The organism is Jiangella alba (assembly GCF_900106035.1).
Lineage (GTDB): Bacteria > Actinomycetota > Actinomycetes > Jiangellales > Jiangellaceae > Jiangella > Jiangella alba.
Window position 1 is genome coordinate 298367 of sequence record NZ_FNUC01000002.1, and the last position, 24687, is coordinate 323053.

Consider the following 24687-nt stretch of genomic DNA (forward strand, 5'->3'; position numbering starts at 1 on the left):
TGGCTCCCGCCCCCAGGAGGACGTTGTGAGAGGTGTCATCGCCACCGCGGCCGCCGTCGCACTGACCGCCGGCGCCGCCGCGGCCGCAGACGCACCGGCCGTCGCACCGGCCGCCGCTACGGCCGTGACGAGCGAACCCGGCGCTCGACCGGCCGCCGACCCCGTCGTCGTCACACTGATCACCGGCGACCGCGTCGTCTACGCCGACACCGGCGGCGCCCGGCCGGACATCAGCGTCGAGCCGGCCCCGGACGGCGGCACCCGCGAGCTGCTGATGAGCGTCGACCCGGACGGCGCCGTGCTCGTCGTGCCGGACCAGGCGCAGCCGCTGATCACCGCCGGCCTGCTGGACGAGCGGTTGTTCGACGTGCGGTACCTGGCCGAGAACGGCTATGCCGACCTCGACACGATCCCGTTGATCGTCACCTACGCCGACGGCGCGCGCCTGGCCCAGCGAGCCGGCGCGCTACCGGCCGTCGCTGACGTCACGCCGCTGACCAGCATCGACGGTGTCGGCCTCGAGGTCGACAAGGAGGCGACGGGCGACTTCTGGAACCAGCTCGCGCCCGGCGCCGCGGCGCGGGCCGCGACCGCCGGCATCGAGAAGGTCTGGCTCGACGCCAGGGTCGAGGCGAGCCTCGACGACAGCCGCCCGCAGATCGGCGTGCCGGAGGCGTGGGAGAACGGCTTCAGCGGCGACGGCGTCCGGGTCGCCGTGCTCGACACCGGGTACGACACCGGCCACCCGGACCTCGCCGGGCAGGTCGTCGGGTCGCACAGCTTCATCGAGGGCGAGACCGTGCACGACGGCCACGGCCACGGCACCCATGTGGCGTCGACGGTGGCCGGGACCGGGGCCGCGTCGGACGGCCGGTACTCCGGCGTCGCGCCGGGCGCGGACCTGCTCATCGGCAAGGTGCTCAGCGACGAGGGCTCCAGCTTCGGCTCCGAGGTCATCGACGGCATGGAATGGGCCGTCGAGCAGGGCGCCGACGTCGTGAACCTCAGCCTGGGCTCGTTCCCGACCAACGGGCAGGACCCGCAGAGCCAGGCGCTGAACCGGCTCAGCGCCGAGTCCGGCGCCCTGTTCGTCGTCGCCGCCGGCAACTACGGGCCGAGCACCCGGTCGGTGACGACCCCGGCCGCGGCCGACGCGGCGCTGGCCGTCGGCGCCGTCGACGGTGCGGACGCGATGGCGGACTTCTCCAGCCGCGGCCCGCGGGTCGGCGATCACGCGATCAAGCCGGAGATCACGGCGCCGGGCGCGGCCATCGTGGCGGCCCGCTCCGGCGGCACGACGGGCGGCCTGCCGGTGGGGGAGTACTACCTGGCCAACGGCGGAACCTCGATGGCCAGCCCGCACGTCGCCGGTGTCGCGGCGCTGGTGAAGCAGCGGCACCCGGACTGGGCCGCCGCACAGCTGAAGGATGCGCTGATGAGCACGTCGCTCGACCTCGGACACGGGCTCTACGAGCAGGGCAGCGGCCGGGTCGACGCCGCCGCCGTCACCGGGAGCGACCTCGTCGCGACCGGGAAGGCCGAGCTGGGCGTGCATCCGTACCCGCGCGACGGCGCCGTGCCCCGCGCCGTCCCCGTCACCTACACCAACAGCGGCGGCACGGACCTGCGGCTCGACCTGGCCCTCGACGTCGCCGACGTCTCCGGTAACGCACCGGTGCCCGGCACGCTGACGGTCGCGCCGGCCACGCTGACCGTCCCCGCGGGCGGGACCGCCACCGCCGTCGTCACCCTCGACCCGGCGGCCAGCGCGGCCGGGTCGTACACCGGTCACCTGCGCGCCACGGGTCCTGGCGAGGTCGGGGCGGCGACGGCGCTCGCGTACGTCACCGACGGGCCGGCGTACGACCTCACCGTCGAGCTGACCGGCCGGCTCGGCACCACCCCGGCGCGGGCGAACGTCACCGTCGTCAACCAGGACGACCCGCGCCTCTACTACACGTCCGAGACCGGTTACGAGACCGGCGCGATGACGTTCACCGTCCCGGCCGGCGACTACAGCGTCTACGGCACCGTCGCGACGGCCGACCCCGGCGGCGGGTACACCGACCACAGCAGCGACCTGTTCGCGCTGACAGAGGTGGGTGTCGACGGCGACACCTCCGTGACCGTGGACGCCCGCGACGCCGTCGACCTCGAGTTCGAGGTCGCCGACGAGCCACGGCCCACAGAGCCGACCCAGATCACCACCAACCTGTACCGCACCGCGGCCAACGGGCTGCTGACGGTCATGGGCGCGCTGTCGGACCGGTCGGTGTCGACGACGGTGTTCGGCGCGATCCCCGCGCCCGAGCCGGCCGAGGGCGAGCTGACCATGACGACGGTGACCACGCTGCGCGAGCCGCTGATCCGGGCGGCGATGGGCACGGAGCCCGTGGACGTGGTGACGCCGCGCTACACCGGGCGGTTCGACGGACGGCGGACGGCGCCGCTCGTGGACGTCGGCGCCGGCACCGCCGAGGACTACGCCGCCGCCGACGTCGACGGCGCTGTCGTGCTGGTCGAGGGCGACCCGTCCTGGGCGGAGGACCAGGCGCGGCTGGCCGAGGCGCACGGCGCCGCCGCCCTGCTGGTCGCCCGCGACGTCGAGGGGCCGGTGGCGGTCGCGGTCGGCAGCGCGAACACCCTGCCGGTGCTCGCCACCAGCGCCGCCGAGGGCACCCGGCTGCGCGACCGGCTGGCCGGCGGCCCGGTCGAGCTGACCCTGACCGGCGTCGAGGAGTCGCGGTACACGTACCAGCTCTGGGCCGAGGAGGCCGGCCGCATCCCCGCCGAGCTCACCCACACCACGCGCCGGGCCGACCTCGCCGCCGTCGAGAACGCCTACCACGCCGACACGGAGCGGCTGCGCGGCAGCGAGGTCATGGAGGTGTTCGCCGAGTGGGAGGGCGGCACGTTCCGCTACTTCGACCAGCTCGTGCAGCCGGCCAGGCGCACCGACTACGTGAGCGCCGGCCCGGACCTGCGCCAGCGGCAGCAGGTGCACTCAGTGTGGGGATTCAACTCGGCGAACCTGCGCGGCACCGTCCAGGCCTACGAGCCCGGCGGCCGCTACCCGGTGACCTGGCACAAGGCACCGAGCCACCCCACCGGCCACACCGAGCTGCCGTGCGTGATGTGCCGGACGGAGAACATCCTCGCGTTCGCGCCGTGGCCGCGCTCGGACTCCGACCCCGAGCACTACGGCTCCGGCCGCACCTGGACCACGACGACGCTCTACCGCGACGGCGAGCTCATCGAGGACGTGGCGTCGTACCTCGTCGAAGCGCCGGCCACGTACCGGATCGAGCAGGTCGGGCAGACCACGCCGAGTCCGGAGCACCAGCTGGCGGAGCGGTCGCACACGGCGTGGACGTTCGTGTCGTCGGCGCCGGAGGAGCTGGAGGTCGACGGCTGCGGTGAGCTGCTGCCCAGCGCGAACGTCTGCGCGGCGGTGCCGGCGATCGTGCTCGGCTACGACGTGCCGCTGGACCTGCTCAACCGTGCGCCGGCCGGTCGCGGCTTCGGCTTCACGGTGCGCACGGGCCGGCCGGTCGGGTACACCGGCCCGTCCGAGGTGGCCGGCATGACGGTGGAGGTGTCCTTCGACGACGGCGCCACCTGGGGGTCCGCCCGGGTGCTGCCCCGGCCGCGCGGTGGCGAGTTCCAGGTCCGCACGCACCACCCGAAGCTGGCCGAGACCAGCGGCTTCGTCAGCCTGCGGGTCGTGGCCTGGGACAATCGCGGCAACCGCACCGAGCAGACGATCGAGCGGGCGTACGCGCTGTCCTGACCGCCCGCCCGTGATCATCGGCGATCGACCACGTCCTGATGTGGTCGATCGCCGATGATCCTCGTGTGCGGCTCAGCCGAGCGCGTACGCCCGCAGCACCTCCTGCTCGATCCGGTTGCCGTCCCGGTCCCAGGCCTCCACCCGCAGCGACAGGTGCGACGCGCCGTCGGGGACGCGGTTGACCACGGCCCGGAACGTCCCATCGCCGCGGGGCAGCACGCGTGCCGGCCGCCAGGAGGCGCCGTCGTCGAAGGAGACCGCGACAGTGGCGCCGGAGACGCGGGAGGCGGCCGAGCCGGGCTGGTGGCCCACGGTGAGGTCGACGAACTGGGCGCCCGGCTTGGCGCCGACGTTCAGCGGCGACACGTCGACGCCGTACGAGAGGGTCAGCAGGGGCAGCGCCGTCGGCGCATCGACCGGGGCCGATCGCACCGTCCACGCCGTCGACGTCGACGTCGAGGCGAGCCACCACGGCGCCGACCGCGCGACGTCCAGCTCGACCCGCAGCGACGACGGAGCCGACGGCACCGTGAACGTCCCGTCCGCACGACCGCCCGACGCCACCAGGGCACCGTCCGCGAACAGCCGGAACGACGGTGTGTCGACGCCCGGCACCGCGGCGCCCCAGTGCCCGTACCCGTCCGTCCACTCCTGCAGCCGCAACGTCACCGCGTCACCGGACCGGTACGCCGCCGAGTCGACCGCCCCGAAGTCGACCGGCAGCACGCCCGGCGCCAGCACCTGCCGGAACCACGCGTCCGTCAGCGACGACCCCGCGGCGTACGTCCGAGGCGCCGACAGCATCGGGAAACCGAACGGATCGGCGTCGGTCGATGCGCCGTACCCGTACTGCGCCCAGAACGTGTCGCCGCCGGACACGTACTCGACCCGCGACTGCGGCGCGACCGTCCGGCGCAGGAAGCCGAACGAGAACGAGTCCCACGGCCGCCACTTGTGCCGCAGTTCGCCGATGCCCTGGCCGGGGACGTGGCTGTGGTAGTCGACGTCGACGCGCGCCGTGTTCGACTCGTCGACGGTGTACGACAGCGCCGGCGGCACCACGTCCTCCTCCACGAGCACGAGGTCGTAGAGGTACGGGCTCACCTTGATCGCGTCGACGGCGGCCGTCACCGGGCCCTGCTCCAGCAGTTCCAGCAGCGCCTCACCCTCGGAGCGGGTCATCGCCATGGTCGGGACGGTGTTCGGGTCGCCGCCGATGGTCAGCGATCCGGACACGTTGTTGAAGATCATCACCAGCTCGGCCCCGGCCGCCGCGGCGTTGTGCATCTTCTCCAGGAAGGTGATCTCGCCGCGCTGGATCAGCGCGATCTTCCCCTCCACGTCCACGCCGTCGAAGTCCGACGCCCGCCCGAGCCCCGCGTACACCATCGGCAGCTCGAACGACCCGTCCAGCAGCGCCGAGTTGAACACGTACGTCGCCTCGACCGGCCGCTCGACCGGCGTCAGTGTCCGCACCTGGATCAGCGGCGCGACCAGCGAGTACTGCGTGTAGTACTCGAAATCGCCGACGGTGACGGGGTCGGTCGGCGACGCGAACGCGGGCTGCGCGCCGACGGAGAACGAATGGGCGTACGACTTGCCCTCCGGGTCCGACCGCCACCACGCCAGCATGGTGTTCGTCGCCTCGACCGGATCGCCGGTGTCGACCTCGACGGGGACGGTCCCACGCGCGTCCAGCGTCACGGACGTGTCGCCGCCGACGGTGAACTCGGGCGCGAACACCGCCGCGGTCTCCGTCGTGAACACGTGCGGCTCGTCGTAGGTGAACACGTAGCCCATCGCGGCGTACCGGCCCGGCGGCACCCGCAGCGTCGCCACGCCGTCGGCGAACCCGACGCTGGTCGCGGCGAACACCGACGTGTCGTCGACGTTGACGACGTCGACCAGGCTGATCCCGGCGGCCGGGCGGCCGTCGCGGGCGATGCCGCGCACGGTGAGGTCGTAGCGCTCGGACTCCTTGTAGAAGCCGGCCGCGGTCCGCACGCTGACGCCGTCCGGCCCGGTCGCGACCAGCCAGCCGCCGTACAGGCCGTAGTCGCCGGCGGCGGGGTCGACGGTGACGGCGACGTCCGCGGTCCCGCCGGCCGGCACCGTCACCGACGACGCGCCCAGCGTCACCATGCCCGGCGCGGGCGCCGTCCCGTCCTCGTCGGCCAGCGACAGGCCGAGCGCCAGCGTGACGGGGGAGCCGCCGGCGTTGCGGTAGGTGACGGTGCGTGTCACCGGCTCGGCGTCGTCCTGCGGGTACGGGAAGTAGCCGGCGTCGAGCGGCCCGGTCGTCGCGAACACCTGCTGCGTCGTGGCGCGGGCGAGGTCGACGCGGCCGGCGCCCTGCTCGTAGACGGTGAGCGCCGCGTTCGGCGCGGTGGTCGACGCGAGCGCCGCCTTGAGGTCCGGCCCGGCCCAGTCAGGCCGCTGCTGCGCCAGCAGCGCCGCCGCGCCCGCGACGTGCGGCGTCGCCATCGAGGTGCCGTCCAGCGCGAGGTAGTCGTCGCCGACCGGGGTGCCGATGACGGCGCCCGCGGCCCGCGCCGCGATGATCCCGACACCCGGCGCCGTCACGTCCGGCTTGAGCGCGAAGTCGCCCGCGCGCGGCCCGCGCGACGAGAACCCGGCCAGCCCGTCCTGCTTGTCGACGGCGCCGACGGTGAGCGCCGACGTCGCCGCGCCCGGCGTCGTGACGGTGCCGTCGCCCGGCCCGTCGTTGCCGGCGGCGATGACGAACAACGCGTCCGACTCCGCGCTCAGCCGGTCGACCGCCTGGCTGGCCGGGTCGGTGCCGTCGGTGTAACCGCCGCGCACGCCCAGGCTGAGGTTGACGACGTCCGCGCCGTTCGCGACCGCCCACTCCATCCCGGCGATGACCTCGGACATCGGCCCGGAGCCGCCGTCGTCGAGCACCTTGACGTTGAGCAGGTCGGCCTCGTACGCGATGCCGCGGCGCTGCCCGTCCGACGCCGCGCCCGTCCCGGCGACGATCGACGCGACGTGAGTGCCGTGGCCGAACCGGTCGGTCGTGCTGTCCGAGACGCTGAAGTTCGCCTCGGCGACGACCTTTCCGGCGAGGTCCGGGTGGGTGGTGTCGATGCCGGTGTCCAGGACGGCGACCGTGACGCCGTCGCCGGTGAACCCGGCCGCCCAGGCGTCCGGCGCCCCGATCTGCGGCGCGCTGTCCTCGTCGGTGGCCGTCATGGCCTGGTCCAGCCAGATCTTCTCGACGCCGGCCAGCGGGTCGGCGGCCCGGGCGGCGGGCGCGTCCAGCGCCACCGTGCCGGTCAGCGCGTCCGCGAGGTCCGCGGCGGCGGACTTGTCGACGTCGGCCGCGACCGCGCCGATCGACTCCAGCGTGTCCGTGGGCGTGACGGCGGGCAGCGCCGGCGCCGCGGCCCGTCCGCGCACGGCGGCGGACTCCACGATGACCGGCAGCACGTCGCTGCTCGCGTCGTCGTAGCCCTGCTCGATCAACGTCGTCACGTCGAACAGCGAGCGGTCCAGCAGCCGCGGGACCAGCGGGGCGACGTCGGCCGGCACGACGTACAGGTGCCCGTCCAGTTCCTGCTCGTGGAAGCCGGGGACGGTGCCGTTCGCCCTGGCCGCGGGCTCGACGGTGGCCGCCTGGCGGCCGCCCGGCTCGGTGGTGACGTGGATGCGGTCACCGGTGATCAGCGTGACGGTGACCCCGCCGTCCGTCCCGGCGAGGGGCGGGGACGACCCCGCCGGGACGGACGGCTCGGCGGTCGCGGCAGGGATCCCCTGCACGACCAGTCCGGTCAGGACGACGGCGGCCGCGGCCGCTCTCCAGTGTCTGCGCAAAGCTCTGCCCTCCGGGGGTGCGGGTGGCCGTGCCGTCAGCGAGATGCGGTGTCCGGATCGTCCCGAAGGTTCACGCGACGTGACAAGGGTTATGCTTTGGCGAAAATCCGTCAGTGGCGCGTTTTGGCCAGCGGTCTCGACCCCCGGAGCCGCGCATGCTGGAACAGCTCGGCCTCAGCGACGAGGAGCAGACCGCCTACCTCGCCCTGCTCGACCACGCCCGGCCCGCCACGGCGGCGGACCTGACACCCGCCGGGTCCGCCGAGGCCGTCGAGAAGCTGCTCGACGCGCTGGAGCGGCGCGGCCTGGCGGACCGGCTGCCGGGCGAGCCGCCCGCGTACCGCCTGGTCGACCCCGCGCTCGCGTTCGCCGAGACGCTGGCCGCCCGGGAACGCGACCTGAAGCGCAGCCGTGTCCTCGTCGACGAGCTGGCCGTGCGGCACCGCCGCCGCCACGACGCCGTCGAGCCCGGCGACCTCGTCGAGATCGTCACCGGCTCCGAGGCCACCGCCCGCCGCCTCGTCGACGTCTACAGCAGCGCCCGCACGCAGGTCCGGGCCATGGAGCGGCCGCCGTACGGCGTCGTCAACAGCGAGCCGAACCCGATCGAGGTCGAGCTGCTGAAGGCCGGCGTCCGGCACCGGGTCCTGTACGAGCAGAGCGCCGTCGACCTGCCCGGCCGGCTGTCCGACCTGATCGGCGGCATCGCCGCCGGCGAGGAGGCTCGCGTCACGCCCACGCTGCCGGCCCGCATGCTGCTGATCGACGACCGGTATGCCATGGTCCCGGCGACGGCCGGCGCGCTGATCACCGACCAGCTGCTGGTCGTCCGTCCCGGCGGGCTGCTGGACGTGCTGGCCGAGGTGTTCGAGGAGACGTGGCTGCGGGCGATGCCGCTGCGGCTGCACCCCGGCGACCACGACGCGCAGGCCGACGACGACCGCGTCATCCTGAACCTGCTGGCCGCGGGGCTGACGGAGCAGTCGATCGCCCGGCACGTCGGCGCCAGCCAGCGCACCGTCCAGCGGCGGATCAAGGAGATCAGCGGCCGCCTGGGCGCCCGGACGCGGTTCCAGGCGGGGCTGCAGGCCGCCCGCAACGGCGTGCTGTAGGCGGCGGCCGTCCCGGCGAATTGCGTTTCCGGCAGGGCGTGTGAAATATACTGGGATCAGCGTGGAGGGGAGTACTCCCGACGCGGTGGCATCGTCATCACGGATGCTCCCCACACTGGGGAGCCTCCCGGTGCCTCCGGCCCGGTGATCCTGGGCGGACGAGACCTCCGGTTGCGCACAGCGCCCGCTGTGCGGTCAGCTCACCGGAGAGGACTCTGTCTTCGTGTTGGACCTGCCCGTGTGGTTCGAAGTCGGAACGCTCGTCGTTCTCGTCCTGCTGCTCATCGCCGACCTCCTCATCGTCACCCGCCGCCCGCACGCGCCGTCCATGCGCGAAGCCGGCCTGTGGGTGGCGTTCTACGTGAGCCTGGCGGTCGTGTTCGGCATCGTCCTGGGGTTCGTCGGCCATGGCCAGGCCTCCGGCGAGTTCTTCGCCGGCTGGCTCACCGAATACAGCCTGAGCGTCGACAACCTGTTCATCTTCGTGATCATCCTGGCTCAGTTCAAGGTGCCCAGGAAGTACCAGCAGTCGGTGCTGATGTTCGGCATCCTGACGGCCATCGTGCTGCGCGGCGTGTTCATCCTGCTCGGCGCCGCGCTGATCAACGAGTTCGCCTGGGTGTTCTACATCTTCGGCGCGTTCCTCGTGTACACCGCGGTCAAGCTGGCCAACCAGCAGGTCCACCACGAGGAGCACGACGACGAGGAGTACGAGAACGCGTTCATCCGCCGGGCCAAGCGGGTGCTGCCGATGACCACGGAGTACCACGGCATCAAGCTGCGCATCCGCGAGAACGGCAAGCGGCTCTACACCCCGATGCTCATCGTGTTCCTGTCCATCGCCTCCGCCGACCTGCTGTTCGCCGTCGACTCCATCCCGGCCATCTTCGGGCTGACGCAGGAGGCGTTCATCGTCTTCACCGCGAACATCTTCGCGCTGATGGGCCTGCGCCAGCTGTACTTCCTCATCGGCGGGCTGCTCGAGCGGCTGATCTACCTGTCCGCCGGCCTCGCCGTCATCCTGGCGTTCATCGGCGTGAAGCTGGTCCTGCACGCTCTGCACGAGAACAACCTGCCGTTCATCAACGGCGGCGAGCCGTTCCACAACGTGCCCGAGGTGCCCATCTGGCTGTCGCTGTCGGTCATCATCGGCACGTTGCTGGTCACCACGGTGCTCAGCCTGATGAAATCCCGCCGCGACGGCCGCGAGGCCGAGGCGGGCGGCTCGGCCGGCCCGGCCCAGCCCGAGGTCGACGGCCCCGCCGCCACCAACGGCGCCGTCGCCGACTCCGTCGAGGCCGACGAGTCGAGCGCGGCCGAGCACGACCGCCGCTGACGGCCACTGCACCTGATCGTCAACCGCTGGCGACACCCAGACGTCGCCAGCGGTTGACGATCACCGCGGCCTGTCGTCGTTCGCCGGTCAGGCCGTCGAGGACGCTCCGACCAGCCCGATCAGGAACAACATCCACGCCAGGAACGACCCGATGCCGATGTAGCCCAGGACGAGCCCGGCGATGGCCAGGCCGCGTCCGCCGACGCTGGGGTCGCGCCTCATCTTCCCGAGCGCCACATGGCCGAAGATCACGGCCAGCAGCGATCCGAGCCATCCGAGCCACAGGATCCCGAGGACGAGGCTCGCGACCGCGAGGCCACTGGTCGTCCTCGGCTGCTGCATGTAGGCGTACTGCGGTGGTCCGTACTGCGGCTGGTTCTCGGTGGTCATGGCATGCCCCCTACCAGCCGCGGGCTCGCCAGGCGGCCAGGTGCGGCCGTTCGGCGCCCAGCGTGGTGTCGTCGCCGTGGCCGGGGTAGACCCAGGTCTCGTCGGGCAGGCGGTCGAACAGCTTCGCCTCGACGTCGTCGAGCAGGGAGGTGAAGTCGGCCGCCGAGCGGGTCTTGCCGACGCCGCCGGGGAAGAGGGAGTCGCCGGTCCAGAGGTGGGGCGGGCCGGTGGGGTCGTCGTACAGGACGGCGAGGCCGCCGGGGGTGTGGCCGGCCAGGTGGATCAGCTCCACCGCGACGTCGCCGAAGCGCAGCACGTCGCCGCCGGCGGCCACCAGCGCCGTCGGCACCGGGATGGCCGGCGCGTCCGCCGCGTGCGCCACCGTCACCGCGCCCGGCACGGCCGCCGCCACCTCGGCCAGCGCGCCCCAGTGGTCGGGGTGACGATGAGTGGTGACGACGTAGCGCAGCGGCCCGTCGCCGCACAGCTCCAGCACGCGCGCGGGCGAGGCGGCCGCGTCGATGAGCAGCTCGTCGCCGGCGAAGCGGTCGCGCAGCACGTAGACGTTCGACGCCAGCGGGCCCACGGCCGCCTTGGTGACGACCAGCCGGGCCAGTTCGTGCACGTCCGGCACGCCGCCGGGGGAGACCCGGCCGGTGTAGGAGCTCACAGCCAGGACGGCAGCGCCGGCAGCGCACCGGCCGGCTGCACCCGCAGCCCGGCGCCGGACGAGCGGCCGATCAGCCAGCTCAGCACGTCGGACGGCGACCCGCCGACGGTGACGGGCGCCTCGGCGCCCAGGTGCTCGACGCCGGCGCCGTCGATCTCGAGGGTGACGGCGGGGACGTCCTCGCGGCGGCCGAACGCGCGCACCGTCTCGTCGAGGGCGCGGCGGACGAACGCGTCCGGCCAGTCGGCCGGGCCGTAGCCGGTGCGCAGGTCGGCGTGGTGCACCTCGAGCTCGCGCAGCCGCAGCCAGAGCACCCGCCGCCCGGGCAGCGGCTCTCCGGTGGCGGCCGGGCCGCGGCGTACCTGGCGCTCCCAGCCGTCGTCGGGCATCTCCATGACGGCGCGGACGAAGCGGTCGGCGGAGACGTGCAGGTCGTCGACGATCTCGGCGGCGGGCCGGGTGGCGCCGTCCTCGATGTCGGCGTTGCGGGCCTCGACGCTGGGATACATCGGGTTCTCGCGGCCGGTGCGGGCCCAGCCGAGCAGGTTGGACAGCGCGTCGGCGTTGCGGGCCACATGCGTGAGGACGTGGGCGCGGGTCCAGCCGGGACATAGACTGGGGGCGGCCAGGCCGGCGTCGTCGAGCGTGGCGGCCGTCGCGATGAGGCGTTCGGTCGCGGCGGTCACCGGCCCGGCGGCGGGGGAGTCACCGCCGGAATCGTGGGACATCGGTTCGGCGTTCACGGTGGGCACGGTTTCGAACCTAGCCCTCATCGGCCGCCGGGGCGACTGAGTTGGGCGTCCCGGACCGTTCGTCCGACCGACCTTGTCGGACCCGCCCCCTACGATGCAGTGAACGGTCCGTCTGTCCGGCAGACCCGCCAACAACACGACGATGCAGTGAACCGTACGTCTGTCCAGCGCACCACCCCGACACCGGAGCCCACGCGACCTCATGACCGAACGAACCGCCGCCCACGCCAGCGACCGCCTGGTGGTCCGCGGCGCCCGGGAGCACAACCTCAAAGACGTCTCCCTCGACCTCCCTCGCGACGCACTCATCGTGTTCACGGGGTTGTCCGGGTCGGGGAAGTCCAGCCTGGCCTTCGACACCATCTTCGCCGAGGGCCAGCGCCGCTACGTCGAGTCGCTGTCGGCGTACGCCCGCCAGTTCCTGGGGCAGATGGACAAACCCGACGTCGACTTCATCGAGGGGTTGTCGCCGGCGGTCTCCATCGACCAGAAGTCGACGTCGCGCAACCCGCGCTCGACGGTGGGCACCATCACCGAGGTCTACGACTACCTGCGGCTGCTGTACGCGCGGGCCGGGCATCCGCACTGTCCCCAGTGCGGGCGGCCCATCGGCCGGCAGACGCCGCAGTCCATCGTCGACCAGGTGCTCGACCTCGAGGACGGCTCCCGCTTCCAGGTGCTGGCGCCGGTGGTCCGCGCCCGCAAGGGCGAGTACGCCGACCTCTTCCGCACGCTGCAGTCGCAGGGCTACTCCCGGGCCCGGGTCGACGGCACGGTGTACCAGCTCACCGACGTGCCGAAGCTGAAGAAGCAGGAGAAGCACACCATCGAGGTGGTGGTCGATCGGCTGGCGGTGAAGGAGTCCGCGAAGCGCCGGCTCACCGACTCCGTCGAGACCGCGCTGCGGCTGTCCGGCGGCCTGGTCACACTCGACTTCGTCGACCTCCCCGAAGACCACGACCACCGCGAGCGGGTCTACTCCGAGCACCTGTACTGCCCGTACGACGAGCTGTCGTTCGAAGAGCTCGAGCCGCGGTCGTTCTCCTTCAACTCGCCGTTCGGCGCCTGCCCCGAGTGCACCGGCCTGGGCACCCGCATGGAGGTCGACGAGGAGCTGGTCGTCCCCGACACCTCCAAGACCCTCGACGGCGGCGCGCTGGCCCCCTGGGCGCCCGGCAACACCTCCGAGTACTTCGACCGCCTGGTCACGGCGCTGTCCGAGGCCATCGGGTTCCGCACCGACGTGCCGTTCGAGTCGCTGCCGAAGAAGGCGCGCGAGGCCGTTCTGCACGGCCATCCCGAGCAGGTGCACGTCCGCTACAAGAACCGCTACGGCCGCGAGCGCTCCTACTACACCTCCTACGAGGGCGTGCTGCCGTGGGTGCGGCGCCGCTACGCCGAGGCCGAGTCCGACGCCAGCCGCGAGCGGTTCGAGGGCTTCATGCGCGAGGTCCCGTGCCCGGCCTGCGGCGGCACCCGGCTCAAGCCGGTGGTGCTGGCGGTCACGGTCGGCGGCCGCAGCATCGCCGACGTCGCCGCGCTGCCCATCGGCGAGTGCGCCGAGTTCCTGCGCACGCTGAAGCTGTCCGAGCGCGAGGAGCAGATCGCCGCCCGGGTGCTCAAGGAGGTCAACGAGCGGCTGCAGTTCCTGGTCGACGTCGGCCTGCACTACCTCAGCCTCGACCGCGCGTCGGCCACGCTGGCCGGCGGCGAGGCGCAGCGCATCCGGCTGGCCACGCAGATCGGCTCCGGCCTGGTCGGCGTGCTGTACGTGCTCGACGAGCCGTCCATCGGGCTGCACCAGCGCGACAACCACCGGCTCATCGAGACGCTCATCCGGCTGCGCGACCTCGGCAACACGCTGATCGTCGTCGAGCACGACGAAGACACCATCAAGGTGGCCGACTGGGTGGTCGACATCGGCCCGGGCGCCGGCGAGCACGGCGGCCAGGTCGTCGTCAGCGGCACCGTCGACGACCTCCTGGCGCAGGAAGACTCCCTCACCGGCGCGTACCTGTCCGGGAAGAAGCGCATCGACATCCCGCCGGTGCGCCGCCCGCCCACGAAGGACCGCGCGCTCAAGGTCGTCGGGGCGCGCGCCAACAACCTCAAGGACGTCACCGTCAGCTTCCCGCTGGGCTGCTTCGTCGCCGTCACCGGCGTCAGCGGCTCGGGCAAGTCGACGCTGGTCAACGACATCCTGTACACCTCGCTGGCGAAGGAGATCTACAACGCCCGCGCGGTGCCGGGCCGGCACAAGCGCATCGAGGGCATGGGCCTGGTCGACAAGGTCGTGCACGTCGACCAGTCGCCCATCGGCCGCACCCCGCGCAGCAACCCGGCCACCTACACCGGCGTGTTCGACGTCATCCGCAAGCTGTTCGCCGAGACACAGGAGGCGAAGGTCCGCGGCTACCAGCAGGGACGGTTCTCGTTCAACGTCAAGGGCGGGCGCTGCGAGGCGTGCTCCGGCGACGGCACCATCAAGATCGAGATGAACTTCCTGCCCGACGTCTACGTGCCGTGCGAGGTCTGCCACGGCGCCCGGTACAACCGCGAGACGCTCGAGGTGCACTACAAGGGCAAGAGCATCTCCGAGGTGCTCGAGATGCCCATCGAGGAGGCGACGGAGTTCTTCGCCCCGGTCGAGCGCATCGCCCGGCACCTGCGCACGCTCAAGGAGGTCGGGCTGGGCTACGTGCGGCTGGGCCAGCCGGCGCCCACCCTCTCCGGCGGCGAGGCGCAGCGGGTCAAGCTGGCGGCCGAGCTGCAGAAGCGGTCCACCGGCAAGACCATCTACGTGCTCGACGAGCCCACCACCGGCCTGCACTTCGAAGACATCCGCAAGCTCATCGGCGTGCTGCAGGGGCTGGTCGACAAGGGCAACACCGTCGTCGTCATCGAGCACAACCTCGACGTCGTCAAGACCGCCGACTGGATCGTCGACATGGGCCCCGAGGGCGGCACCGGCGGCGGCACCGTCGTCGCCACCGGCACGCCCGAGCAGGTCGCCAAGGTCCAGGCGTCGCACACCGGCGCCTTCCTCCGCGACATCCTCGGCGTCTAGACGATCGAGTCCGATTGATCGTTCGTGGTCGGTGAGCGGGTTGTCGTGCGGTGATGCGGACGCTGGGCAGCGGGGTGAAGGGGCGCAGGCCACTGCGACGGTGATGGCGCTCCTACTGCTGCTCTGACGACACAAACAGCGCCATCGCCAGCCCACCACCCTCGCGCGGCCGTCGGCAGCCACACCGGCCCGCCGCCGAAGGCCGTGCGGACTCACTCATCCAGACGATCTCAATCCGTCCGGGCCACTGGTTCGTACATGATGGTGAGTGGTTCCCAGACGGAGAGGCGATCGATGGCACAGCAGCACGCGGCAACGACCCCGGACGGCGACACCGACGGCGACCACGCGGGCTGCGGCCACTGCGTCGGCCGCCGCACGGCGCTGATGGGCCTGGGCGCCGTCGGCGTCGCGGGCCTGCTGGCGGCCTGCGGCGGCGGTGACGACGAGCCGAGCACGGGCGGCGCGCCATCGGCGCAGCCCAGCGCCGACGCGCCCGACGACGGCGCCAGCGGCGAGGCCACCGCGCCGGCCGAGCCGTCGACGCCCGCGGAGGAGCCCGGCGGCGAGGCGCTCACCAGCACCGACAAGGTCCCGGTGGGCGGCGGCGTCGTGCTGCACGTCCCCGGCGTCGTGGTGGCGCAGCCCGAGGCCGGCACGTTCGTCGCCTACAGCAGCACCTGCACCCATCAGGGCTGCGCGGTCACCGCGGTGGCCGACGGCCTGATCACCTGCGACTGCCACGGCAGCCAGTTCAACGTCGCCGACGGCTCGGTGGCCCGCGGCCCGGCCGAGCAGGCGCTGCCGGCGGTGGCCATCGTGGTCGAGGGCGACCAGGTCCTCGCCGGCTGAAACGAGGCGATCCGGCCGCCGCCCACGCGTGAGGGGGCAGCGACCGGATCGTGGTCTGACGGGGCCGCACCCGGCCGGTGCGAACGGGGTGAACCGGCGGCCGGGTGCGGCGTCAGGGGAGCAACGCGGGCGTCAGGCGCCCGGACGCGGCTCCGTGGACGGCGGCTCCTCGTCGCCGAACAACGACTGCCCCGGCGGGTCGGCGGGCGCACCCGCGGCCGACCCGTCGCCGGCCGAGCCGTACGACGACGCCGCCGCCGGCGCCGCTGCGCCGCGGCCCATCGGCGGGTCGAAGTTCGACGGCGACAGCTTCGCCCACCACTCGCGGGCGGTGTTGATGCCACCGACGCCGAACGCGATGGTCACCGCGCCCAGGATCGCCAGCGGCAGGTACTGCAGCAGCGTGTTCTCGATCTTCGACGTCACCGACGACGCGAAGTTCAGTGTGTCGAACGCGGCCAGGACCCCGATCACCAGCACGCCGATGCGCACCGCGGTGCTGACCCAGCCCATGTTCCGGCTCTCCGCGAACGGCCGGACGACATTCGCCGCCCAATTGGCGATAGCGGCCGCCACGAACAGCACCAGAAGCGCGATGGCCACCAGCGGCAGATAGGCGATGAGCCGGTTCAGCATCGACGTCAGCTGGTCGATCCGCAGTACTTCCGCGGCGATCTGCACGAAGATGATGAAGATCAGGAAATAGGCCACTTGGCCGATCAGCGCCACGCCGCTGGTTCCGGCCTGGCGCAGGGTGTTCTCGATACCGGCGGCCTCGGTCAGGCGACCGGCGCCGATCTTGTTCAGTCCGGCCGTGAGCAGCCGTCGGATCAGCTTCGCGACCCAGTGTCCGATCAGCAGCAGTAGTAGCGCGACCACCAGGCGCGGCACGAAGTCGCCGATGTCGGAGCCGAGTCGGCTGAACGAGTCGCCGAGTTGGTCGACGAAATTCTCTGTACGCACAGATGTGGGCATTCCATGCCTCCCGCCTTGTCTCGAAGGTGCCCCCGAAGATAGTTCCGGCCGGGGAACCGATCATGGCGATTCCGATTTGTTCCGCTATTCGGCCGAGGGAGGTGTGAGAATTGTCGGCACATCACCGCACATTGCCGGTCGGGCGCCCGGTCACGCCCATGGCGAACACCGCCATGCCGACGCTGTCGGTGCGAGGTCATAGGCTGTCTGTCGTGGCCGATCCGACGACGTACCGACCGGCCCCGGGGTCGATCCCGGTCGAGCCCGGGGTCTACCGCTTCAGCGACGCCCGCGGCCGCGTCATCTACGTCGGCAAGGCCAAGAGCCTGCGCGCGCGGCTGTCGTCGTACTTCCAGGACCTCTCCGCGCTGCACCCGCGCACGTTCGCCATGGTCACCACCGCGGCGAAGGTCGAGTGGACGGTGGTGCGCACCGAGGTCGAGGCGCTGCAGCTGGAGTACTCCTGGATCAAGGAGTACGACCCGCGGTTCAACGTGCGCTACCGCGACGACAAGTCCTACCCGTACCTCGCGGTCACGCTGAACGAGGAGTTCCCGCGGGCCATGGTCATGCGCGGGGCGAAGAAGCGCGGCGTCCGCTACTTCGGGCCGTACGCGCACGCCTGGGCCATCCGCGAGTCGCTCGACCAGCTGCTGCGGGTGTTCCCGGTGCGCAGCTGCTCCAAGGGCGTGTTCAACCGGTCGAAGCAGATCGGCCGGCCGTGCCTGCTCGGCTACATCGGCAAGTGCTCGGCGCCGTGCGTCGGCCGGGTCGACGCCGACGAGCACCGGCAGATCGCCGACGACCTCTGCGCGTTCCTCGACGGCCGCACGTCGGGCTACGTCCGGCGGCTGGAGAAGGAGATGAAGGCCGCCGCGGCCGAGCTCGACTTCGAGCGGGCCGCCCGGCTGCGCGACGACATCGCCGCGCTCGAGCGGGCCATGGAGGCCAACGCGGTCGTGCTCGGCGACGGCACCGACGCCGACGTCGTCGCGCTCGCCGACGACACCCTCGAGGTCGCCGTCCAGGTCTTCTACGTGCGCGGCGGCCGGGTCCGCGGGCAGCGCGGCTGGGTCGCCGACAAGGCCGACGACGCGCCCGCCGGCGAGCTGGTCGAGCGGTTCCTGCTGCAGCTCTACGGCGAGCTGGGCGGCGAGGCGGTGCCGCGCGAGGTGCTGGTGCCGGCGGTGCCCGACGACGCCGGCGAGGCGGCCGCGCTGACGGAGCTGCTGGCCGAGCTGCGCGGCGGCCGGGTCGACATCCGGGTGCCGCAGCGCGGCGACAAGCGGGCGCTGCTGCAGACCGTCGCCGCCAACGCCAAGCAGTCGCTGAACCTGCACAAGACGAAGCGGGCCAGCGACCTCACCACCCGCAGCCGGGCGCTCGAGGAGATCCAGGAGGCGCTCGAGCTCGACGAGCCGCCGCTGCGCATCGAGTGCTACGACATCTCCAACCTGGCCGGCACCGAGGTCGTCGGGTCCATGGTGGTGTTCGAGGACGGCCTGCCGCGCAAGGGCGAGTACCGCAAGTTCACCGTCCGCGGCGAGCAGGGCGGCACCGACGACGTCGCCTCCATCCGCGAGGTGCTGATCCGCCGGTTCCGCCGGCTGCGCGAGTCGCCCCAGGCCGACCAGGACGAACCGGCCCCCGACGCCGCCGCGCCCGAGCTGCGTCCCGGCATCGACCCCGAGACCGGGCGGCCGCGCAAGTTCTCCTACGCGCCCGGCCTGGTGGTCGTCGACGGCGGCCAGCCGCAGGTCAACGCGGCCCGGCAGGCCATGGACGAAGCCGGCGTCAGCGACATCCCCGTCGTCGGTCTGGCCAAGCGCCTGGAAGAGGTGTGGCCGCCCGACTCCGACCACCCGATCATCCTGCCGCGCACCAGCGAGGGCCTGTACCTCCTGCAGCGGGTCCGCGACGAAGCGCACCGGTTCGCCATCACGTTCCACCGGCAGCGCCGCTCCACGTCCATGGTCGACAGCCTGCTCGACGGCGTGCCCGGCCTGGGGCCCACCCGCCGCAAGGCGCTCATGACCACGTTCGGGTCGCTGAAACGGCTGCGAACTGCGACCATGGAGCAGATCGCGGAGGTCCCCGGCTTCGGTCCTGCCACGGCGCAGGCGGTGGTCGACGCGCTGGCGGAGCGCCCAGCCACCCCGGCCGTGAACACCGCAACCGGCGAGATCCTCGATCCGTGACCACCCATGGCCACGGTCGCTCGCCGGACGCGCCCCGACAACTGAACATCCACGCCGCACCGCACAAGGGGATCGCACCATGAACGACCAAGGCCGTCCCGAGGCCTCGGAGAAGCTCGACCTCCTCCTCGTCACCGGCATGTCCGGGGCCGGGAAGACCGCCGCCACGGCAGCGCTCGACGACATCGGCTGGTTCGTCGTCGACAACCTGCCGCCGTCGCTTCTCATGGACCTCGTCACCACCGTCACCCAGCGCACCGACCTGCGCCGCGTCGCCGTCGTCGCCGACGTCCGCGGCGGCGTGTTCTTCGGCGAGCTGCGCGGCGCCCTCGACCGCCTCACCGAGCAGGGCTATCGCCCGACGGTGCTGTTCCTCGAGGCCGGCGACGAAGCGCTGGTCCGCCGGTTCGAGTCGGCGCGCCGCCCGCACCCGCTGCAGGGCGGCGGGCGCATCCTCGAGGCCATCGAGCGCGAGCGCGAAGAGCTGGCGTCGTTGCGGGTCGCCGCCGACGTCGTCATCGACACCTCGCTGCTCAACCCGCACGAGCTGGCCGGCCGGGTGCGCTCGGCGTTCTCGGCGCCCGAGATCACCGGGCTGCGGGCCATCGTCATCTCGTTCGGATTCAAGTACGGTCTGCCGGTGGACGCCGATCTCGTCGCCGACATGCGGTTCCTGCCGAACCCGCACTGGGTGCCGCACCTGCGGCCGCAGAACGGCACCGACGCCGAGGTCAGCGACTACGTGCTGGCACAGCCGGCCGCCGAGGACTTCCTCGACCACTACAGCGAGCTGGTCGCCATGGTGGCGCCCGGCTACCTGCACGAGGGCAAGCGGTTCGTCACCATCGGCATCGGCTGTACCGGCGGCAAGCACCGCAGCGTCGCGATGAGCGAGGCGCTCGCGCAGCGGCTGCGCAAACAGGGCATCGAGACCCTCGTGGTCCATCGCGATCTCGGACGGGAATGACCGGAACACTCTCCAGCACGACGGGCGACGTCGCCCGCGGCCGGCTCGCCGGCCCGAAGGTGACCGCCCTGGGCGGCGGACACGGACTGGCGGCGTCGCTCGCGGCGCTGCGCCGCATGGCGGGCCGCCTGACGGCCATCGTCACCGTCGCCGACGACGGCGGCTCCAGTGGCCGGCTGCGTGAGGAGCTGGGCGTGCTGCCGCCCGGCGACCTCCGCATGGCGCTGGCCGCCCTCTGCGGCGACGACGACTGGGGGCGCACGTGGGCGCGGGTGCTGCAGCACCGGTTCCTCAGCGGGGGAGAGCTGCACAACCACGCCGCCGGCAACCTGCTCATCGTCGCCCTGTGGGAGCTGCTCGGCGGCCACGTCGAGGGCCTCGACTGGGTCGGCCGGCTGCTCGGCGCCCAGGGCCGGGTGCTGCCGATGGCGCTCGTCCCGCTGACCATCGAGGCGCTGGTCGGCCGCCCGGCGGCGGAGCCCGGCGCGCCGCGTGAGGTCTTCACCGTCAGCGGCCAGCACGAGGTGGCCACCACCGACGGCGACATCGTCGCCGTCTGCCTCGTCCCGGACAACCCGCCGGCCTGCCCCGAGGCGCTCGAGGCCATCGCCGACGCCGACTGGGTGGTGCTCGGCCCCGGCTCCTGGTTCAGCAGCGTCGTGCCGCACCTGCTGGTCCCGGAGATCCGCGACGCGCTCGTGACGACGTCCGCGCGCCGGGCCGTCACGCTGAACCTGTCCGAGGAGGGCGGCGAGACCACCGGCTTCACCCCGGAGATGCACCTGGAGGTGCTCGGGGCGTACGCGCCGGACCTGCGCCTCGACCTCGTCATCGCCGAACGGCGCTCCTGCACCGACGAGAAGCTGCTGCGCCGCATCGCCGGCGAGATGGGCGCCGAACTCGTCGTCGCCGACGTCGCGAAGGGCGACGGCACCGCCCAGCACGACCCCGTCCGGCTGGGCCGCACCTACGCCCAGACGCTCGGCAGCAGCGGCATCGGCCCCTGGCACTGACGTCGCTCGTTGCCTGGCTGCCGTTCGCGGCGTTGCTGCCGTTCGCCGCTGTGCGGCAGTGGGCCGTCCCCCTGCTGCCCATTTTCTTAGCCGTGTACGCGCGCCTCAAGTCCGCGCCCCTTGTGGTCGGCGTTCGCCGTTCCCGTTGCTCGTTGCCCGTTGGCCGGTCTTCGATAGCGGGAGTCGCGTTCCGGGCGCTGGTTCAGGCTGTCCGCGTGGTTCTGGCTATCGAAGTCGGCCCGGGGCGTCGGCCTCACTCGCGTGGCGGGCACTTCACCCGCCGTGGCGCCGGATGACGGTCGTCGGCGGCTGTGCGGTCCTGGCGCGAGTGGGATGCACCAGGCGCGCGTGAAGTGAGGCTCGGGCGTGCCCAGACGGCCCCCGCGCCCCTGATGGGGGACGGCGGACCTGCCGCTTCGGCGAACCGTCACGAGCCGGCGAATGGCCGCCCGTCCGGCATGCAGCGACCGTGACCGGACGGACCCTCCGGTGTGGCAGGATCACGGCATGGCGATGACAGCATCCGTGAAGGACGAGCTGGCTCGCCTCGAGGTGACAAGGACGTGCTGCCGTAAGGCTGAGGTGTCGTCGCTGCTGCGCTTTGCCGGTGGCCTGCACATCGTCAGTGGGAAGATCGTCATCGAGGCCGAGTTGGATACGGGGGTCGCGGCCCGCAGGCTGCGACGTGACATAGCGGAGGTGTTCGGCCACGACAGCGACCTCGCGATGGTCGCGGCCGGTGGGCTGCGCAAGGGCAGCCGCTACGTCGTGCGCGTGGTGCGCGACGGCGAGCGGCTGGCGCGGCAGACAGGGTTGATCGACGCCAGCGGGCGGCCGGTCCGCGGGCTGCCGCCGCAGGTGGTGAACGGGGCCGACCACGACGCCGAGGCGGCGTGGCGGGGCGCGTTCCTCGCCCACGGGTCCTTGACGGAGCCCGGCCGCAGCTCGGCGCTGGAGGTGACCTGCCCGGGGCCCGAGGCGGCGCTGGCGCTGGTCGGTTCGGCCCGGCGGCTGGACATCTCGGCGAAGGCGCGCGACGTCCGGGGCACCGACCGCGTGGTGGTCCGCGACGGCGACGCCATCGGCGCGCTGCTGACCCGGCTGGGCGCGCACGACAGCGTGCTGGCCTGGGAAGAGCGGCGCATGCGCCGCGAGGTGCGGGCCACGGCGAACCGGCTGGCCAACTTCGACGACGCCAACCTGCGCCGGTCGGCCCGGGCGGCCGTCGCGGCGGGGGCGCGGGTCGAGCGGGCGCTGGAGATCCTCGGCGAGGACGTCCCCGACCACCTGCGCCAGGCCGGGCTGCTGCGGCTGGAGAACAAGCAGGCCAGCCTCGAGGAGCTGGGCCAGCTGTCCGACCCGCCCATGACGAAGGACGCGGTGGCCGGGCGCATCCGCCGGCTGCTCGCCATGGCCGACCGCAAGGCCGCCGACGACGGCGTCCCCGACACCGAGGCCAGCCTCACGCCGGACATGCTCGCTCCGTGAGCGACGCCGGGCCGCCGGCCGGGCCGGACGCGTGGGCGATGCAGATCGTCGTCCACCTGCCCCGGCCCGGCTCGCCGGAGGGCGACCCGCCCACCCGGCGGGCGCTGCTGGAGGCGGTCGCGTCGGCGGTCGGCCGGCTGGTCGCGGCCGGGTACGCCGACGACGCCGACCCGGAGTGGGCGGCGGCGTTGCGTCAGTACGAGGACGGCTGGATCCGCAAGGTGGTGCGCCGCGCCCGCGGCGTGCACTGGCAGCGGGTCCAGCCGCTGCCCGGCGTCGGCGTGACGCACGACGGCGCGCGGGTGCGGGCGCTGCTGCCCGGCCCGGTCGGCGAACTGCCCGACGAGGTGCGCCGGCTGCAGGTCGGCGGCACCGACGTCGAGGACGAGGCGGCCGCGGGGGAGCGCGACGACGAAGACCCCGCAGCGCTCGCCGTCGCCCTCAACCCGGCCGCCACGATGACGGCGGGCAAGGCGGCCGCCCAGGCCGGGCACGCCGCCCAGCTCGCCTGGCATGCGCTGCCGGCGGACCGGCGGCGCGAGTGGACGACGGCCGGCTGCCCGGTCCGCGTCGTGACAGTGCCGCCCGCCGGGTGGCGGGCGGCACTGGTCCGGTCCGGGGTGGTGGTGCGCGACGGCGGCCTGACCGAGGTCACCCCCGGCACCACGACCGCCGTCGCGTGGTGGTGAACGTCAGGGCTGCGGCACGGTGACGCCGTCGACCCCGTCGGACGAGGCGGACGAGCCGTTGAGGCGGCCCACCGCGCCCGACGCGGCGCTCTTGATCAGCTCGTCGAGGTCCAGGCCGGTCGCGTTCTTCAGCATCTCCAGCGTCTGGACGACGTTGTCGGTGACCTGACGCGGCAGCGAGCTGACGCCGTCGGACGACACCACCGTCAGCTTGTCGATCGCGCCGATCGGGGCGGACACCTCGCGGGCGATCGTCGGCAGCACCTCCACCAGCATCTGGAGCACGGCCGCCTCGTTGTAGTGCGCGAACGCCTCGGCCCGCTTGTCCATGGCCTCAGCCTCGGCGTGGCCGCGGGCGAGGATCGACGACGCCTCGGCGTCACCCTCGGCGCGGACGGCTTCGGCCTCGGCGAGCCGGCGGGCCTTCTCGGCCTCACCGCGCTTGGCGCCCTCGATCGCCTCGGCCTCGGCCAGCGCGGCGCGGCGAGCCTTCTCCGACTCACCGACCAGCCGGGCCTCCTCGGCGCGGCCCTCGGCGGCGGCGATGGCCGCGGCCTTGCGCGCCTCGGCCTCGGCGATGTCGGAGTTCCGCTTGCCCTCGGCCTCCTGCTCGACGCGGTACCGCTCGGCGTCGGCGGGCTTGCGCACCTGGGTGTCCAGCTGCCGCTCGGTCAGCGCCGCCTGGCGGACGGCCACCTTCTCCTGCTCGGCGAGGATCGCCTGGTCCTGGTCGGCCTGGGCGAGCGGGCCGGACGCGGCCGCCCGCGCCGAGGCGGCGTCGGTCTCGGCCTTGATCTCGGCCTGCCGCAGCGCCAGCCCGCGCTGCGCGACTGCGATCTCCTCCTCGGCCAGGATGCGGGCCTGCTCGGCGGCCTGCCGGGCGTTGGCCTCGGCGATGGCCGCCTCCTGCCCGATGCGGGCGGCCTCGGGCCGGCCGAGGTCGGACAGGTAGCTGCCGTCGTCGGTGATGTCCTGGATCTGGAAGGTGTCGAGGACGAGGCCCTGGCCGGTCAGCGAGTTCTCCGACTCGTCGGCCACACGCTGGGCGAACGCGGCGCGGTCGCGGATGATCTGCTCGACGGAGAGGCCGCCGACGATGGAGCGCAGCGCGCCGGCCAGCACCTCCTGCGTGAACGTCTCGACCTCTTCCTGCTGGGTGAGGAAGCGCTGCGCGGCGGCCCGGATCTGGTCCTCGTTGCCGCCGACCTTGACGATCGCGACGCCCTCGACGTTGAGCTTGACGCCCTGGCCGGACACGGCGCCGCGGATCTGCACCGACAGCCGCCGGCTGGAGAGGTCGAGGATGTGCAGCTTCTGCACGAACGGGATGACGAACGTCCCGCCGCCCATCACGACACGCTGGCCGGACAGGTCGGTCGAGATGATGCCGGTCTCCGGGTTGCGGACGGCCTTGCCGCGCCGTCCGGTGACGATGTACGCCTCGTTCGGGCCGGCCACCTTGTAGCGGCTGGTGATGAGCAGGACGATCAGGACCAGGAGGACGATGAGGCCGATGACGGTGATGGTCGTCTGATTCAACTGTGGATCTCCCCG

The 24687-nt window shown here is 72.8% G+C and carries 16 protein-coding genes; 10 read left to right on the top strand and 6 right to left on the bottom strand.

The genetic code is table 11. The annotated features are described in order from the left end of the window. Positions 1-25 precede the first annotated feature (25 nt). A complete protein-coding gene (locus BLV02_RS02675; protein ID WP_069114143.1) occupies positions 26-3790 on the top strand; it encodes a S8 family serine peptidase in 3765 nt (1254 codons plus the stop codon). Between the two features lie 72 nt (positions 3791-3862). On the opposite strand, the gene BLV02_RS02680 is transcribed toward BLV02_RS02675, so the two are convergent. Continuing rightward, positions 3863-7624, bottom strand: a complete 3762-nt coding sequence (locus BLV02_RS02680; protein ID WP_069114142.1) for a S8 family serine peptidase — start codon at positions 7622-7624, stop codon at positions 3863-3865. Between the two features lie 155 nt (positions 7625-7779). Between BLV02_RS02680 and BLV02_RS02685 the strand changes: the two genes are divergently transcribed. Together BLV02_RS02685 and BLV02_RS02690 are read left to right on the top strand one after the other, a co-directional pair. Next, positions 7780-8736, top strand: coding sequence for a helix-turn-helix domain-containing protein (locus tag BLV02_RS02685; protein ID WP_069114141.1), 957 nt, complete (start codon positions 7780-7782; stop codon positions 8734-8736). A 226-nt stretch (positions 8737-8962) separates the two neighbouring features. Continuing rightward, on the top strand, positions 8963-10072 hold the full coding sequence (locus BLV02_RS02690; protein WP_074946086.1) for a TerC/Alx family metal homeostasis membrane protein: 1110 nt from the start codon (positions 8963-8965) through the stop codon (positions 10070-10072). An 87-nt stretch (positions 10073-10159) separates the two neighbouring features. Here the strand turns inward: BLV02_RS02690 and BLV02_RS02695 are convergent, their stop codons facing one another. From BLV02_RS02695 to BLV02_RS02705, 3 genes are read right to left on the bottom strand one after another with little or no spacing between them, the layout of a single operon-like run. Further along, entirely contained in the window at positions 10160-10462 is a 303-nt protein-coding gene (locus BLV02_RS02695; protein ID WP_074946088.1) for a DUF4190 domain-containing protein, read from the bottom strand. A gap of 10 nt (positions 10463-10472) precedes the next feature. After that, positions 10473-11132, bottom strand: a complete 660-nt coding sequence (locus BLV02_RS02700) for an MBL fold metallo-hydrolase (protein WP_069114140.1) — start codon at positions 11130-11132, stop codon at positions 10473-10475. After that, positions 11129-11884: a maleylpyruvate isomerase family mycothiol-dependent enzyme gene (locus BLV02_RS02705; RefSeq protein ID WP_216094501.1), complete on the bottom strand. Its 756-nt coding sequence runs from the start codon at positions 11882-11884 to the stop codon at positions 11129-11131. Before BLV02_RS02705 ends, BLV02_RS02700 begins: the two co-directional genes overlap by 4 nt. A 202-nt stretch (positions 11885-12086) precedes the next feature. Between BLV02_RS02705 and uvrA the strand changes: the two genes are divergently transcribed. Then, positions 12087-14951 (top strand): excinuclease ABC subunit UvrA, encoded by a 2865-nt coding sequence (gene uvrA, locus BLV02_RS02710; RefSeq protein WP_069114139.1) that lies wholly within the window; start codon positions 12087-12089, stop codon positions 14949-14951. A 294-nt stretch (positions 14952-15245) separates the two neighbouring features. Continuing rightward, positions 15246-15803: a Rieske (2Fe-2S) protein gene (locus tag BLV02_RS02715; protein WP_083289090.1), complete on the top strand. Its 558-nt coding sequence runs from the start codon at positions 15246-15248 to the stop codon at positions 15801-15803. Positions 15804-15935: 132 nt separating this feature from the next. Here the strand turns inward: BLV02_RS02715 and BLV02_RS02720 are convergent, their stop codons facing one another. After that, complete coding sequence (locus BLV02_RS02720) at positions 15936-16766, bottom strand: mechanosensitive ion channel family protein (protein ID WP_069114138.1); 831 nt, start codon at positions 16764-16766, stop codon at positions 15936-15938. A gap of 224 nt (positions 16767-16990) precedes the next feature. On the opposite strand from BLV02_RS02720, the gene uvrC reads away from it, so the two are divergent. The 5 genes from uvrC (at position 16991) to BLV02_RS02745 (ending at position 23133) form a co-directional block, all read left to right on the top strand. Next, positions 16991-18976 (top strand): excinuclease ABC subunit UvrC, encoded by a 1986-nt coding sequence (gene uvrC, locus BLV02_RS02725; RefSeq protein WP_069114137.1) that lies wholly within the window; start codon positions 16991-16993, stop codon positions 18974-18976. A 79-nt stretch (positions 18977-19055) separates the two neighbouring features. Next, positions 19056-19943: an RNase adapter RapZ gene (gene rapZ / locus BLV02_RS02730; protein ID WP_069114136.1), complete on the top strand. Its 888-nt coding sequence runs from the start codon at positions 19056-19058 to the stop codon at positions 19941-19943. Next, positions 19940-20956: a gluconeogenesis factor YvcK family protein gene (locus BLV02_RS02735; protein WP_069114135.1), complete on the top strand. Its 1017-nt coding sequence runs from the start codon at positions 19940-19942 to the stop codon at positions 20954-20956. The genes rapZ and BLV02_RS02735 overlap by 4 nt, the downstream gene beginning before the upstream one ends. Positions 20957-21463: 507 nt before the next feature. Next, positions 21464-22444, top strand: a complete 981-nt coding sequence (gene whiA, locus BLV02_RS02740; RefSeq protein WP_069114134.1) for a DNA-binding protein WhiA — start codon at positions 21464-21466, stop codon at positions 22442-22444. Beyond that, a complete protein-coding gene (locus tag BLV02_RS02745; protein WP_216094500.1) occupies positions 22441-23133 on the top strand; it encodes a hypothetical protein in 693 nt (230 codons plus the stop codon). Before whiA ends, BLV02_RS02745 begins: the two co-directional genes overlap by 4 nt. 3 nt (positions 23134-23136) lie before the next feature. Here the strand turns inward: BLV02_RS02745 and BLV02_RS02750 are convergent, their stop codons facing one another. After that, positions 23137-24672, bottom strand: a complete 1536-nt coding sequence (locus BLV02_RS02750; protein ID WP_069114133.1) for a flotillin family protein — start codon at positions 24670-24672, stop codon at positions 23137-23139. Between the last annotated feature and the right edge of the window lie 15 nt (positions 24673-24687).

Excerpts from the sequence above, each read along its gene's own strand:
- BLV02_RS02685 (WP_069114141.1), top strand. The coding sequence starts at position 7,780 with ATGCTGGAACAGCTCGGCCTCAGCGACGAGGAGCAGACCGCCTACCTC.
- BLV02_RS02695 (WP_074946088.1), bottom strand. The coding sequence starts at position 10,462 with ATGACCACCGAGAACCAGCCGCAGTACGGACCACCGCAGTACGCCTAC.
- uvrA (WP_069114139.1), top strand. The coding sequence starts at position 12,087 with ATGACCGAACGAACCGCCGCCCACGCCAGCGACCGCCTGGTGGTCCGC.
- BLV02_RS02715 (WP_083289090.1), top strand. The coding sequence starts at position 15,246 with ATGGCACAGCAGCACGCGGCAACGACCCCGGACGGCGACACCGACGGC.
- rapZ (WP_069114136.1), top strand. The coding sequence starts at position 19,056 with ATGAACGACCAAGGCCGTCCCGAGGCCTCGGAGAAGCTCGACCTCCTC.
- BLV02_RS02735 (WP_069114135.1), top strand. The coding sequence starts at position 19,940 with ATGACCGGAACACTCTCCAGCACGACGGGCGACGTCGCCCGCGGCCGG.
- whiA (WP_069114134.1), top strand. The coding sequence starts at position 21,464 with ATGGCGATGACAGCATCCGTGAAGGACGAGCTGGCTCGCCTCGAGGTG.